We start from the raw sequence: 13,751 nt of genomic DNA on the forward strand, positions 1-13,751 counted from the left end.
CCACTGTGACTGTTGTTCAGACGTGTGATATTCCTAGATGGGGCGCAGCCCCGGTATCGGGAAGGGGCGGGGCGGGGAGAAGGCCCCGCGCAGCGGCCCGGCCCCCGAGCCGCACCCCACCCACCCCAGCCCCCACCCACCCCCACCTCCGGTCGCGAACCCCCCAAACCCCCCATAACCTCCCAACTGTGAGTGCGCCGCAGAAACCCACCCCCCGAAGGCCCAGGCGGCCCACCGCCCCCCAGGCCACCCAGGCCCCCCAGGCCCTCCTGGGCCTCTCGGCCCTCCTCTGGTGCCTCCTCCCCCTCACGCCCCTCACCACAGCCGCCACCCTCGCCTCCCTCACGACCCTCACCACGGCGACCCCCGCCCGCGCCGAGGACCCGCTCACCCTCTCCCAGGGCCAGATCACCGACCGCGTGGACGCCCTGGGCGACCGCGAGCCGGCCGTGGCCGCCGCCCTGGAGCGGCTGTACACCGAACACCGCGTCCAGCTCTTCGTGGTCTACGTGCGGAACTTCTCCGGCCGCCCCGCCCAGAGCTGGGCGGACGCCACCGCGACCCGCAACGGTCTCGGCCGGGACGACCTGTTGTTGGCGGTGGCCACCGGCGACCGCCAGTACGCCTACTCGGCCGACACCGACTCCGGGTTCACCCGGGAGCAGCTCGCCGAGGTGGCCAGAACGGCCATCGAGCCGGCCCTGCGGCAGAACGACTGGGCGGGCGCGGCGATCGGTGCGGCCGACGGCTACGGGGCGGTCCTGTCCGGGCGGCCCGTGACCGCCCCCGCCATCACCCCCGGCCCCGCCGACCCGGGCGCCGGCTCGGACGCGGGCGCGGACTCCGGCAACGGCGCCGGGGACTACGTCCTGCCGGTGGTGGCGGTGGGGGCCGCCGGAGCCCTCGGCGCGTACGCGTACACCCGGCGCCGGAGGTCCCGGGGCGGCACCGGCGGCCGGTCGGGGCCGGGCGGGGCCGGTCCGGCCGGCCCGGCGCCCACCCCGCTGCCGGAACTGGACGCCCGGGCCCGTTCCCTGCTGGTCGCCACCGACGACGCGGTGCGCACGAGCACGGAGGAACTGGGCTTCGCGACGGCCCAGTTCGGCGAGGAGGCGGCCCGTCCGTTCACCGCGGCGGTGGCGCACGCCAAGGAGGAGCTGACCCGGGCCTTCCGGCTGCGCCAACAGCTCGACGACGCCTATCCCGAGGACGAGCCGACCCGGCGGCGCATGCTGGAGGAGATCGTGGCCCGCTGCACGGGCGCGAACGGCCGCCTGGACGCCGAGGCGGCCGCCTTCGACCGGCTGCGGGAGTTGGAGAAAAACGCCCCGCAGGCCCTGGCCGGCGTCGCGGAACGGTTCCGCGAACTGTCCGGCCGCACCGCGATCGCCACCGGCACCCTGACCGCGTTGGGTCGCCGGTACGCGGACTCGGCCGCCGCGCCCGTGGCCTCGAACGTGGACCAGGCCGAGGACCGCCTGCTGTTCACGAAGACCAGCCTGGACGAGGCCGGGGCCGCGCTGTCCGCCGACGACCGGGGCCGGGCCGCCGTGCACGTCCGCGCCGCCGAGGGCGCCGTAGACCAGGCCACCACCCTGCTGGACGCGGTGGACCGGCGGGCCCAGGAGCTCGCGGAGGCGGCGGGTCGCCTGGACGGCGCCCTCACCGAGACCGGTACGGACCTCGCCGACGCCCGCGGCCTCCTCGAAGGCACCGCCCCCGGCACGTCCACCGCCGACCTGCGGGGCCGCATCGGCCGGGCGGAGAGCGTGGTCGCCGAGGTCCGCGCGGAGGTGACGGCCGGCCGGTACGACCCGATCGACGCGCTCCGCCGGGTGGAGGAGGCGGACGCCGCCCTGGACGAGGCCCTGGCGGGGGCCCGCGAACGGGAGAGCGGCCGGCAACGGGCGGCCGCCCTGCTGGAGCAGGCCACCCTGGCCGCGCGCAGCGCGATCGGCGCGGCCGGCGACTACATCACCACCACACGCGGCGCGGTGGGCAGCGAGGCCCGGACCCGGCTCGCGGAGGCCCAGCGCCGGCTGGAGCGGTCGGCGGCGCTGGCGGCCACGGACCCGCAGGGCGCCCTGGCCGAGGCCCAACAGGCCGACGCGCTGGCCCGGCAGGCCCAGGAGTCGGCCGAGCGGGACGTCCGGGCCTACCGGGACCCGTACGGCGGCGGCCCGCGCGGCGGGGGCGGCATGGGCGGCGCGGTCCTCGGCGGGATCATCCTCGGCGAGATCCTCGGCGGCGGCCGGGGCGGCGGGGGCGGCTTCGGAGGTGGTGGCGGTGGCCGGGGCGGCTTCGGAGGGGGCGGTGGGGGCGGCGGCCGGGGTCCGGGCTCGTTCGGCGGCGGTGGCACCCGCGGCCGCATGGGCGGCGGCGGCCGCTTCTGACCCCCCGGGCCCACCGACCCGGTCGACCACCCGTCCGCGCACCCCACCAGGACACCCACTCGGCCGGCCGGCCATCCCAGACAGCCCAGCCCAGACAGCCCAGCCCAGCGACGAGGAGCAGGACCCCATGAGCAAGCAGACCATCCTGGGGCGGGTCACCCAGCTCGCCAAGGCCAACATCAACGCCCTGCTGGACCAGGCGGAGGATCCCCAGCGGATGCTGGACCAGCTCATCCGCGACTACACGAACAACATCGCCGAGGCCGAGCAGGCGGTGGCCACCACCATCGGGAACCTGCGCCTGATGGAGCAGGACCACCAGGAGGACGTGGACGCCGCCGCGGGCTGGGGCGCCAAGGCCCTCGCGGCCAGCCGTCGCGCCGACGAGCTGCGGGGTGCGGGCTCGGCCGCCGAGGCGGACACCTTCGACAACCTCGCCAAGGTGGCCCTGGGCCGCCAGCTCCAGTCGGAGAAGGAGGCCCGGACCGCGGAGCCGACCATCGCCGCGCAGACCGAGGTGGTCGCGAAGCTGAAGTCGGGGCTGGACGCGATGAAGGGCAAGCTCACCGAGCTCCAGGCCAAGCGGGACGAGCTGGTGGCCCGGGCGAAGACCGCCCAGGCCCAGAACACCATGCTCGACGCGGTCCGCAGCATCGACGTCCTCGACCCGACCAGCGAGCTGAACCGCTTCGAGGACAAGGTGCGCCGCGAGGAGGCTCGGGCCCTGGGCCGGGAGGAGCTGGCCGCCTCCTCCCTGGACGCCCAGTTCGAGGCCCTGGACGACCTGGGCCGCAGCTCGGAGATCGAGGCCCGGCTGGCCGCCCTCAAGTCGGGCGCTCCCCCCGCCGCCTGACCTCGCCCGCCTCCCCGGTCCGTGCCCTCCGGATCCCGCCCGACCCACGACGCCCGGCACCGCGGGCCTGACCGACGGGATCCGGAGGACGCGTCCTAGACCGGCTCCGGGAGGGCCGGACCGGTCGGCACCGGCCCGTCGCTCCCCCGCCCGCTCCCGGCACCGGTCCGCGGGACCACCCGGGGCAGTAGCTCCTCCGCCGTGGTGTCCAGGTGCTCCTGGAGCAGCCGGTGCGGGAAGGAGTACCCGCTGTCCCCGCGGAACAGCAGCGCCCGGTGCTCGGCCGCCGCCAGGAACCTCCGGTAGCGGTACGGGGTGTGCCCGCGGTACGCGAGGACCAGCCGGATGCTCCAGTGCCGCAGGATCGCCAGTCCGCCGTACCGGAAGCCCCGCACCACGGCGAAGAGCAGACCGAAGAGGGCCGCCGCGTACGCGGCACGCTCGGGTTCCCGCCCCCACAGGGCGAGCGCGGCCGGCACCAGTACGACCAGGGTGGCCGCGACCAGCCCCGCCGAGCCGTGCACCAGCGCGAAGCGGACGGTGCGGCGGATCCCCTCGTTGGGTCGCGGCCGGCGCTCCTGGAGCGAGGGCTCGAACTGGTTCCCGAACACGTAGACGAGTCCGAGGAGCGAGGCGGCCACCGGTCCCAGCCACGGCGGGTCCGGGCACAGCAGGTGGGCCACGTACCCCAGCAGCAGGGCCAGGCAGACCCACATCACCAGGTTCAGGGAGCCGCGGACCAGGTGGAACTTGACGGGCGGGTAGATCATCCGCTCCTTCCGCCGCCAGGTCCACCGCAGCCGCTCCACCGGCTGGAAGACCTCGGTGAAGGAGGCCTCCATCTGCGTGGCCCACACCCACAGGAAGGCGAGGCCGACCACGATGCAGCCCGGGGCGGAGTAGTCCACGCCGACCACGGCCATCACGGCGCTCCCGAAGACGATCACCGGCACGTTGGCGAGGAGGGGCACGGTGAGGGCCCCGCGGTTCTGCCTCCGCTCCAGCTGCTCCTCCGTCAGGCGCTCGTCGCCCGGGCGCTCCCGGTCCGCACGCAGGAAGTGCTGCTCCGAGTTGACCCCCTGGAAGGCACTGGTGAGGGTCATGGTGCCGGCGAGGAGGGCGGCGTCGCGGACGCTGGTGTCCAGCACCCCGGCGCGCACGGCGACAGCGATCCAGAGCACCGGCAGCCCGAGCGAGCAGGCCGCCATCACGAGGTTGGGCAGCACACGGGGCAGGATGCCCTCGCTGCGGTCCAACCAGTCGAGGTCCAGCCGGTCGAGGTAGAGGGTGCCCTCCTTCCGGCGGGCGAGCGTGCGCGCCAGGGCGGTGAGCCAGGTGACGGTGTGCTCGGGGCGACGGTCCGGATCGGGCCGGTCCCGGAGGAGGCACTCCCGGACGTAGGCGTCGAAGAGACGGCTCCGCCGCTCGGCCGGGGTACCGGGGAGCAGCAGCTCGGCGGCGTCCCGGCCCCGGTAGGTGACGGCGATGAAGTGCAGCATCATCGGCGACCGCAGCAGCTCCCAGAGCTCGGGCTCCTCCTCCAGCGCCGTCTCCACGTGCGCCAGGGCGTGGCGGTCGGCGGCCAGGAACTCCTGCACCTGCGGCCGGCCGGGCGGCTGGACCTCCACGTACCGGGGGGCCCTGAGGTCGAAGGCGAGGCGCCGCAGGTCCGCCACGTCGGTCCGGCAGCCCACGACCAGGCCGGGACACGTCTCGCGCAGCCGCCGCAGCTCCGCCACGCACCGGGCCCGGTCCCCCTCGGGCACCTCGTCCAGCCCGTCGAGGACGGGCACCAGCCGGTGCTGCTCCAGCCAGGTGCGGACCAGTGCCCCGGAGGCGTACTCGCGCATCGCGGCCACCAGCCACTCCTCGATGGGCTGGCCGCGGTAGGTGTCCAGGCTCAGGAGGACCGGGATGTCGTGCGAGCCGTCGTCCTCCGGCGCCTCCAGGAAGTCCACCGCCATCCGGTGCGCGAGCCGGGCGAGTTGGACGGTCTTTCCCAGCCCCGGCTTCCCCAGCACGACCAGTTCGTCGTACCTGCGGTAGAGCTCGTGGACGTCCGAGGTGCCGGTCGGTTCCTCCAGGGGCGCGGCCCGCCGGGCGGTGCGGCCGCGGCGGCGCTGTCCCGGGATCGGCGGCTGTTCGGTGAGGAAGTGGAAGACGGGGGTGAGGTAGTGGTGTTCCTCGGCCACCGCGAGGATCCGCTCGGTGCTGCCCACCACCCGCTTGGCCAGGCCGCGCCGCAACTGCCGCTCGTGCCGGTCGCGGCGGCCCCGGCCGGGCCAGGTGACGATCATGAGGAGCCGGTCGAGGAGGGTCCGCAGCAGCCTCCGGACCGGGTGCCGGGGCAGCGCTCCCCCGAGATCCGGGGCCGCGGGCACGGGCGGCGGGTCCGGCACCGCGACCCCCGGCAGCAGCTCGGGCACCTCGGGGCCCGGTTCCCCGGCCTCGACGACCGCCCACCACCGCGGCTCCCACGCGGCGGGCGTCCCGCCCAACAGCTCGACGGTCCTCAGGAACGCGGTGCGCCCCGGCCGCCGCTCACCGGACCAGACCCCGGGGTCGTACCCGGCGGCCTCGACGAGCTCGGCCCGGGTGGGCCGGTCGGCGGGATCGAGCGCCAGGTACAGCTCCTCGTGGACCCGCCGCGCGAGCGCGCTCCAGGTCGGTAAGTCCGGGGCCGCGCCGGCCGGATCGGGCTGCTCCGACCGGGGCTCCCGGGCAGGGGAAGGTGGTGCCATGCGGTCTCCTCGTACAGGGTCCGTTGCCTGCCCTCCACCCGCCCCGCCCGAAGAACTCCCAGTTCAGAGCGGCACACCAGCGCATGGAAAGCCTCCGGGCACACCCCGCGCGGCCCCGTTCCCACCGGCACCCCACGACCCCCGCGCACCCAGGCGACCCCATCCTGTCCGGCCAAAGCCCGCCTGTAAGCCCAACGCCGATTCCCCCCGATTTCTTGGCGGATCCCCCAACGCCAACGAATGCCGAACGGGGCAAAATCAAGCCCCGCCGGCGATTGAGGCGCGGGGGTCCGGGGCGCAGCCCCGGTATCGGGAAGGGGCGGGGCGGGGAGAAGGCCCCGCGCAGCGGCCCACCCCACCCCGCCCAGCCAAGCCCGGCCGCCCCCACCTACCCGTACATGCTCAGCAACTGCTCCGCAGAAAGCTCGGCCACGACCTCCACGGCCCCCGGCAACCCGAGCTCGAACCACACGGTCTTCCCCCGGTGGGTCCGCCGCGCCCCCCACCCGGCGGACAGCAGCCCCACCAGTTGGAGCCCCCGCCCGCCCTCGTCGGTGTCCCGGGCCCGCCGCCGCCTCGGTTGCACGAGCCCGGCGTCCCAGACCTCGCAGACGAGGCTCCGGTCGAGGAGGAGCCGTAGCCGGATCTCCCCTTCGCCGTACCGCAGGGCGTTCGTGACCAGTTCGCTGACCAGCAGTTCGGTGGTGTCGACGAGCCCTTCGAGCCCCCAGGACTGGAGCCGGTTCCGGGCGAGTTCGCGGGCCCGGCCCACGGAGCGGGCCTCGCGGGGCAGTCGCCAGTCCCCGACGGCGTCGGCGCTGAGTCCTTGGACGCGTGCCAGCAGCAGCGCGATGTCGTCCTCGCCGTGCCCGGTCTCCAGCGCGCCGAGGACTTGGTCGCAGACGTCCTCCAGGGGTCGGGCGGGGTCGGTGAGGGCGGCCCGGAGCCCGCGCAGCCCTTCGTCGAGGCAGTGGTCGCGGGATTCGACCAGCCCGTCGGTGTACAGGGCGAGGAGGGCGCCTTCGGGGAGTTCGACCTCGACCTCTTCGAAGGGTTCGCCGCCGACGCCCAGCGGCATGCCGGGCGGTACTTCGAGGAGCAGGGCGGGCCGGGCGGGTTCTCCGGGCTCGCCGGGTTCCACGAGCACGGGGGGCATGTGCCCGGCGTTGGCGATGGTGCAGCGCCGGGTGACCGGGTCGTAGACGGCGTACACGCAGGTGGCGAGGTACACCTCGGAGAGGTCGGCGTCGCGCGGGGTCCGTTGGTGTTGGGCCCCGCCGGGGGAACCGAGTCCGCGGGCCACTTCGTCGAGGGCGGCGAGGACTTCGGCGGGTTCCATGTCGAGGAGGGCCAGGGTGCGTACGGCGGTGCGGAGTTCTCCCATGGCGACGGCGGCCCGGAGGCCGCGGCCCATGACGTCCCCGACGACGAGCGCGGTCCGGTGGCCGGGCAGCTCGATCACGTCGAACCAGTCCCCGCCGACCTCGGCCGAGGCGTTCCCGGGGAGGTAGCGGCAGGCGATGTCCAGGCCGGCGGCCTCCGGGTCGCCGGGGGGCAGCAGGCTGCGCTGGAGGATCAGGGCGCGTTCGTGTTCGCGGCGGTAGAGGCGGGCGTTGTCGATGGAGACGGCGGCGCGCGCGGCGAGTTCCACGGCCACCGCCCGGTCGCGTTCCCCGAAGGGCTCGCTGCCCTTGGTGCGGGAGAACTGGGCGAGGCCGACGACGGTGTCGTGGGCGACCATCGGCACGATCAGGGTGGATTGGACGAGGTCCTCGGGGCCGCCGCCGAAGACGAGCCGGGGCCGGCCGGTGCGCAGGGCGAGGGCGGCGGGCGAGGCGGCGGGGTAGCGGTGGGTGTCGCCGACGGAGACGGGTCCGACGCTGCCGGGTCCGGACAGCGGGGCGTCGGAGACGGCGCTGGCGAAGGCCACCCGCCGGAGTTTCGCGGAGGGCAGTCGGGCGCTGCCCGCGGCGGGTCGGGCGGGGGCGCCGGGGGCGCGGACGGGCCGGTCGTCGTCGCCGAGCAGCAGTCCTTGGTAGAGGTCGACGGCGGCGAGGTCGCAGAAGCCGGGGACGGTGACGTCGAGGAGTTCCCGGGCGGTGGTCTCCAGGTCGAGGGAGCTGCCGATGCGGGACCCCGCCTCGTTGAGGAGGGCGAGGTTGCGGCGGACGCCCGCGGCTTCGCGGGCGGCGAGGTGGCGGCGGGTGACGTCGGTGCCGATCCCGGCGACTCCGACGGGTCGGCCGGAGGCCCCGTGGACCCGGTAGAGGTTGATGGACCAGTGGCGGTCCTCGCGGCTGCCGGGGGCGGCTCCGCTGATCTGGAGGTCGGTGACGGCCTCCCCGGTCTCCAGGACGCGGCGCAGGGCCACGGTCATCCGGTCGGCCTCGCGGCGGGGCAGGTAGTCGTGGACGGTGCGGCCGCGGTGGTCCTCCACGGCGCCGCCGAAGACGGTGGCGAAGCGACGATTGGCCCGCTGAACGGTCAGGTCCGTACCAAACAGGAGGAATCCGAAAGGAGATTGGCCGAATATGGCTTGGGAGGCGGCGAGGTCGGATTCGATCCGCCGGAGGGCCTGGACGTCGACCACGACGCAGAGCGCGGCCCGCTCGCCCTCCTCGTTCTCGGTGGGCATCACGTAGATCTCGGCCACGGCCTCCTCGCGGCGGCGGCCGTCCCGCTGGGCGGGGATCCGGAAGGGGACCAGGCCGGTCCACTCCCTGCCGTCGAGTATCTCCGCGATCTTCCGGTGCCCGCCGGAGCGGAGTTCGGGGGGCATGAAGGCTTCGACGGGGTCCCGCCCCACCACCTCGGCGGAGGTCAGCCCGAAGAGTTCCTCGGCCCGCCTGCTCCACTGGTCGACCAGCCCGTCAGGGCCGATGGAGAAGGACGCGACCTTGATGTAGTCATAGATCGAGCCAGGCGGACTGCTGTGCCACACGGCTTCACGCGAGGGCGCACCCGATCCTTCGGCGTGCTGCGCCTGCGCAGGTATTTCGCTCACGCGACCGTCCCCTCCAGCTCAACGCAACCGGACCGGCCCTGACCGAAGTATTCAGCACTCCTGCCACGGACGGCACGGCGTTCACGATCACAGCAAGGTCTCGTTCGTTACCGGCCACACCCCGCCGCGGTGATCGCCCGGCCCTCTCACCTTGTTACTGACCGGGCAGGGCCAGCTCGAACCACACCGTCTTACCCGTCTTCCCGTGTTTGGTCCCCCACCGCTGCGCGGAGACCGCCACGAGATGGAGCCCCCGCCCGCCCTCGTCGTCGGGGGCGGCCACCCGCTCCCGGGGCGGATCCGGAAGCGGATCGGATACTTCCACCAGCAGGGCGGCACTGTGCGGAAGGTGTCCGGTGGCCGAATTCCGCCGCACCAACCGGACCCCGATGGGGCCGGAAGCGTACCTCAGTGAGTTGGTCACCAGCTCGCTGACCAGCAGCACGGTCACATCACCGACGGCGTCGAGCCCCCAGGCGCGGAGCGTGCCCCGCACCGCGTGGCGGGCGGTGCGCACCGCGCCGGGTTCGGCGGGGAACGCCCACTCGGCGCTGTCGGCGCTCTCGCATTCGGAATCGATCACGCCGATCACTTCCCGGGCCAGCAGACGGACCCCAGTCCGGTTTCTCAGAGGGACGAGATAGGGATTAATAGCGACATACCCGATATCCGGGGCGTCGTACCGCTCCCAGACCCACCCGGCGGCGCACTGTGGCACGAACGGCGTACAGCCCGACTCCCACGCGCCCTGAACCCCGGTTCCCCGCACCCCGTGCGCCCGCCCGTGCGCGGTCGGCCGCCGGCCCGTCAGGACCGCCGACCCCGTCACCCCCGCGATTGCCCACTCGGCCCGCCGGGCAATCGCCCGCCCCGGACCGTCAGCGCACGCGGCTCCCGCCGGCGCCCCCGTCGGAGCCCGCCCCCGCCCGCAGCCGCCGACCCGCCTCGGCCACCGCGGTCCGGTCCTGCTCGAGCCAGTCCACCTGGTCCAGCTCGTCCGGCCCGAGCCAGCGCAGGGCGTCGTGGTCCTGCAAGGGCCGCGGCTCCCCGGCCGACAACACGGCCGTCCACACGTGCAGCACGAGACCGGGCCTCACCGGCCACTCCCCCGGGATCCGCTCCAGGACCTCGACCTCGACCCCCAGCTCCTCCCGGAGCTCGCGCACCAGCGCCTCGGGCACGGTCTCCCCCGGCTCGACCTTCCCCCCGGGCAGCTCCCACCGCCCCGCCACCTCGACAGGAGCACTCCGCCGAGCGGCCAACAACCGCCCACCACGCAACAGCGCCCCACCCACGACCACACGAACCGTCATGCCGAAACCCTAATCCGCACCGGCGACCGGCCGAACGTCAACGGGGGGGCGGCACTCAGCCCCACCAGCGATCAGCCGAACATCAACGGGGGAGCGTCGAAGCCCCGCCGGCACGCGAGGCGCGGGGGTCCCGGGGCGGAGCCCCCGAAACGGGGTCCGGGCTCAGCCCCGGTCACGGGAAAGGGCGGGGCGGGGCGGGGAGAAGCCCCGCAGGGCCCGAAGCCCCCGGCACTCCCACCCCACCCCGCCCCACCCGACCCCGTGGGATCAATTGGTCGTGGCGGTCTGCCCCACCCGCTCGACCCAGTACAGCTGCCGATGCCCGTGCGCCTCCAGGCTGTCCGCGACGCGTTCCGCCTCCGCCTTGGTGGCGTACTTGCCCACCCGATAGCGGTTGCCGTTGTCGTCCTGCCGTATCACCAGCCACGAAAGCACGGCACCGCTGTCGTTCATCGCGCTTCACCCTTCGCCGACGTACCCGCACAGGAAACCGCACTACGCATATGCCCGAGCTTACGCCCGACCTTCACGCAGCGGATACGGGTTTTCACGAAGAGGTACACCCCGGCGCACGCATCCGGCCACGGGTACGTGTGCGGCGCGTGCGCGGGAGTGAAAGGAGCGCGTGGAGTGAGGGAGCGGCGCCACCGGCCGGCCCGCTCGAAGCCCCCAGGAGCCTCACGGGCCCCTCGCCTCACCGAGGCGGGACCCACCGAACGGCCGACCACCGAACCGACCGGCCCACCCGACCCGGCCCACCGACCACCGAACCGACGGGTCACCCGACCCGGCCCACCCGGCCCGACAGACCGGCCGCCCCGCCTACCTCACCGGCAGGTGGTACGAGATCCGGTACCGGTCCGCCGGTACGACCACGTCCGCGGTCTCCACCGCCCGACCCGAGGCGTAGTACGTCCGGCCGATGACCATCACCACGTGGCCGGGCACCCCGCCGAGGACGAACAGCTCCTCCGCGAGCCCGGGTCTGGCCCCGACCTCCTCCACCACGTTGTCCACGACCACGTCGATGGCGGCCATCCGGTCCACCACCCCGCAGCCGCCCAGTGGCCCTTCCTCGGGGAGCATCACCGGGGTCCGGCCCGTCAGGGCCAGCGGCTCCCAGGAGGTGGAGAGCATCATGGCCTCGCCCGCGTCCCGGAAGACGTAGCGGGTCCGCATCACGCGGTCCCCCGTGGCGATGCCCAGCCGCTCCGCGACCTCGGCGGGGGCCGCGGTCTGCTCACTGCTGGATTCCCAGGTGCCCCGCGCCCCGCCCTCGGCCTGCTCCTGCCGGAAGGGGGTGGAGGTGCCCGCGGTGCGGTACCCGGAGCGGGCCACCCGTCGCGGCACCGGCTGCTCGCGCACGTAGGTGCCGGAGCCGGAGCGGCCCTCCACGAGCCCCTCGGCCATGAGCACCTTGCGGGCTTCCAGGGCCACCGTGTCGGAGACGCCGTACTCCTCGCGGATCCGCGCCTGCGAGGGCAGCCGTGTATGCGGGGGCAGGGACCCGTCGACGATCTTCCGCCGCAGGTCACCGGCTACGCGCAGATAGGCCGGCTGCTCACCGAACGCCACGGGCCACTCCCCTCAGGTTGACAGACAGCAACAGCCTGGCAACCCAGCGTTCGACACCGCAAGCAAAGGCCAGAGTTTCACCCGAAGTGATGACCGATTCACGCTCAAACCCGCCGTAGAGGGTACAGCGATCAAGGCGTCCGACCCGCCCACCAGGCCCGCACGCCGCGCCGACGACCCGTCGACCACCCCCGCCCGCGCACCCGCGACCCGCCGGGGAAACACCGCGCGCCCGCCGCCCGATCACCCGCCGCCCGACCGCCCGTCGCGCCCGCCCCCCTTGACCCGCATGGTCCAGACCAATACCGTCCGGGTGCACAGCGTGAGCACAGCGCGCGCACAGCGCGGCACTCCTCCGCGCAGCGCCACACGCGCATCGCCGCACGCACGGAGCAGCGCCACCCGCACGCAGCAGCACGCACGCACCCGCACAGCGCACCACGCACCTCAGCACGGCCCCGAGCCCGACTCCCACGCATCCGCAACCCCAAAGGAAGCCCATGCGCCGCAGCACGCTCGGCAGGCTGGCCATCGCCGCCTGCTCCTTCTCCCTGCTGACCGCCCTCGCGCCGGCCGCGAGCGCCACCACCGACCACGACTCCGGCCGGGACGGCCACCACCGCTCCTACAAGCGGGTCGGCTACTTCACCCAGTGGGGGGTGTACGGCCGCGACTTCCAGGTCCAGGACCTCGACAAGAGCGGTACCGCCGCCAAGCTCACCCACATCAACTACGCCTTCGGCAACGTCAGCCCCCAGGGCGAGTGCATCATGGGCAACATCCCCGGCGAGGCCGACGCCTGGGCCGACTACCAGCGCGGGCTCGACGCCGAGAACTCCGTGGACGGCGTCGCCGACACCTGGGACCAGCCCCTCGCGGGCAACTTCAACCAGCTGCGCGAGCTGAAGGCCAAGCACCGCGGCCTCAAGGCCCTGATCTCCCTCGGCGGCTGGAGCTGGTCCACGAACTTCTCGGACGCGGCCCTCACCCCGGCCTCCCGCAAGAAGCTCGTCACCTCCTGCATCGACCTCTACATCAAGGGCAACCTGCCCGTGGACGGCGGTCGCGGCGGCGCCGGGGCGGCGGCGGGCGTCTTCGACGGCATCGACCTCGACTGGGAGTGGCCCGGCTCCGCGGGCGACACCGACACCAAGTTCCGCCCCGAGGACAAGAAGAACTTCACCGCCCTGGTGAAGGAGTTCCGCACCCAGCTCGACGCCCTGGCCCGGAGCCAGAAGCGGGCCAAGTACGAGCTGACCGCGTACGTGCCGACGGCCACCGCGAAGATCGACGCGGGCTTCGAGGTCCGCAAGATCATGAAGGACTTCGACTTCGTCAACCTCCAGGGGTACGACTTCCACGTCTCCGGCGAGGCGAAGACCAACCAGCAGTCCGCGCTCTACTCGCGCCGCGACTACAGCGTGGACGGCACCGTCCGCGCCTGGCTGGACCGCGGCGCCCCGGCGCACAAGCTCGTGATGGGCATGCCCTTCTACGGGCAGGGCTGGACCGGGGTCCAGGGCGGCGGCGACGGGCTCGGGCAGCCCGCCACCGGTCCCGCCCCCGCCAAGTGGGGCGCCGGGTACGAGGACTACGAGGAGCTGAAGAAGCTCGCCGCCTCGGGCACCTACAAGATCCACCGTGACCTGCGCAACGGTCACGCCTGGCTCTTCGACGGCACCACCCTGTGGACGTACGACGACCCGCAGGTGCTGACCGCCAAGACCCGCTACGTCCGCGAGCACGGCCTGGGCGGCGCCATGTTCTGGTCGCTGGACGCGGACACCTCCGACGGCGAGCTGATCACCGCCGTCGACCGGGGCCTGCGCGGCCGGCACTGACCGCGACCGGCCGGCGGGCCGACCCGCCGGC

General features: G+C 74.1%; 9 protein-coding genes. 3 read left to right on the forward strand and 6 right to left on the reverse strand.

The window, feature by feature from the left end; translation table 11 throughout:
- Positions 1–269 precede the first annotated feature (269 nt).
- Both ABTZ17_RS32900 and ABTZ17_RS32905 read left to right on the forward strand, forming a co-directional pair.
- Positions 270–2,393 (forward strand): TPM domain-containing protein, encoded by a 2,124-nt coding sequence (locus ABTZ17_RS32900; protein ID WP_502994949.1) that lies wholly within the window; start codon positions 270–272, stop codon positions 2,391–2,393.
- Between the two features lie 127 nt (positions 2,394–2,520).
- Positions 2,521–3,246 carry a PspA/IM30 family protein gene (locus tag ABTZ17_RS32905; RefSeq protein WP_352199462.1) on the forward strand — a complete coding sequence of 242 codons (726 nt, stop codon included), beginning with the start codon at positions 2,521–2,523 and terminating at the stop codon, positions 3,244–3,246.
- A gap of 95 nt (positions 3,247–3,341) precedes the next feature.
- Here the strand turns inward: ABTZ17_RS32905 and ABTZ17_RS32910 are convergent, their stop codons facing one another.
- From ABTZ17_RS32910 to ABTZ17_RS32935, 6 genes are all read right to left on the reverse strand, one after another.
- Entirely contained in the window at positions 3,342–5,987 is a 2,646-nt protein-coding gene (locus ABTZ17_RS32910) for a hypothetical protein (RefSeq protein ID WP_352199463.1), read from the reverse strand.
- 388 nt (positions 5,988–6,375) lie between these two features.
- Positions 6,376–8,991, reverse strand: a complete 2,616-nt coding sequence (locus tag ABTZ17_RS32915; protein WP_502994948.1) for a SpoIIE family protein phosphatase — start codon at positions 8,989–8,991, stop codon at positions 6,376–6,378.
- 154 nt (positions 8,992–9,145) lie between these two features.
- Positions 9,146–9,583 carry an ATP-binding protein gene (locus ABTZ17_RS32920; protein WP_352199464.1) on the reverse strand — a complete coding sequence of 146 codons (438 nt, stop codon included), beginning with the start codon at positions 9,581–9,583 and terminating at the stop codon, positions 9,146–9,148.
- 286 nt (positions 9,584–9,869) lie between these two features.
- Positions 9,870–10,304, reverse strand: coding sequence for a (deoxy)nucleoside triphosphate pyrophosphohydrolase (locus tag ABTZ17_RS32925; RefSeq protein ID WP_352199465.1), 435 nt, complete (start codon positions 10,302–10,304; stop codon positions 9,870–9,872).
- 267 nt (positions 10,305–10,571) lie between these two features.
- Complete coding sequence (locus ABTZ17_RS32930) at positions 10,572–10,757, reverse strand: SPOR domain-containing protein (RefSeq protein ID WP_352199466.1); 186 nt, start codon at positions 10,755–10,757, stop codon at positions 10,572–10,574.
- Between the two features lie 369 nt (positions 10,758–11,126).
- Positions 11,127–11,879, reverse strand: coding sequence for a GntR family transcriptional regulator (locus tag ABTZ17_RS32935; RefSeq protein ID WP_352199467.1), 753 nt, complete (start codon positions 11,877–11,879; stop codon positions 11,127–11,129).
- A 500-nt stretch (positions 11,880–12,379) separates the two neighbouring features.
- Between ABTZ17_RS32935 and ABTZ17_RS32940 the strand changes: the two genes are divergently transcribed.
- Entirely contained in the window at positions 12,380–13,720 is a 1,341-nt protein-coding gene (locus ABTZ17_RS32940) for a glycoside hydrolase family 18 protein (RefSeq protein ID WP_352199468.1), read from the forward strand.
- Positions 13,721–13,751: the final 31 nt, after the last annotated feature.

The organism is Streptomyces sp. NPDC097619 (genome assembly GCF_040302735.1).
Lineage (GTDB): Bacteria > Actinomycetota > Actinomycetes > Streptomycetales > Streptomycetaceae > Streptomyces.

Coding starts and splice junctions, on each gene's coding strand:
- ABTZ17_RS32905 (WP_352199462.1), top strand. CDS start 2,521: ATGAGCAAGCAGACCATCCTGGGGCGGGTCACCCAGCTCGCCAAGGCC.
- ABTZ17_RS32925 (WP_352199465.1), bottom strand. CDS start 10,304: ATGACGGTTCGTGTGGTCGTGGGTGGGGCGCTGTTGCGTGGTGGGCGG.
- ABTZ17_RS32930 (WP_352199466.1), bottom strand. CDS start 10,757: ATGAACGACAGCGGTGCCGTGCTTTCGTGGCTGGTGATACGGCAGGAC.
- ABTZ17_RS32910 (WP_352199463.1), bottom strand. CDS start 5,987: ATGGCACCACCTTCCCCTGCCCGGGAGCCCCGGTCGGAGCAGCCCGAT.
- ABTZ17_RS32940 (WP_352199468.1), top strand. CDS start 12,380: ATGCGCCGCAGCACGCTCGGCAGGCTGGCCATCGCCGCCTGCTCCTTC.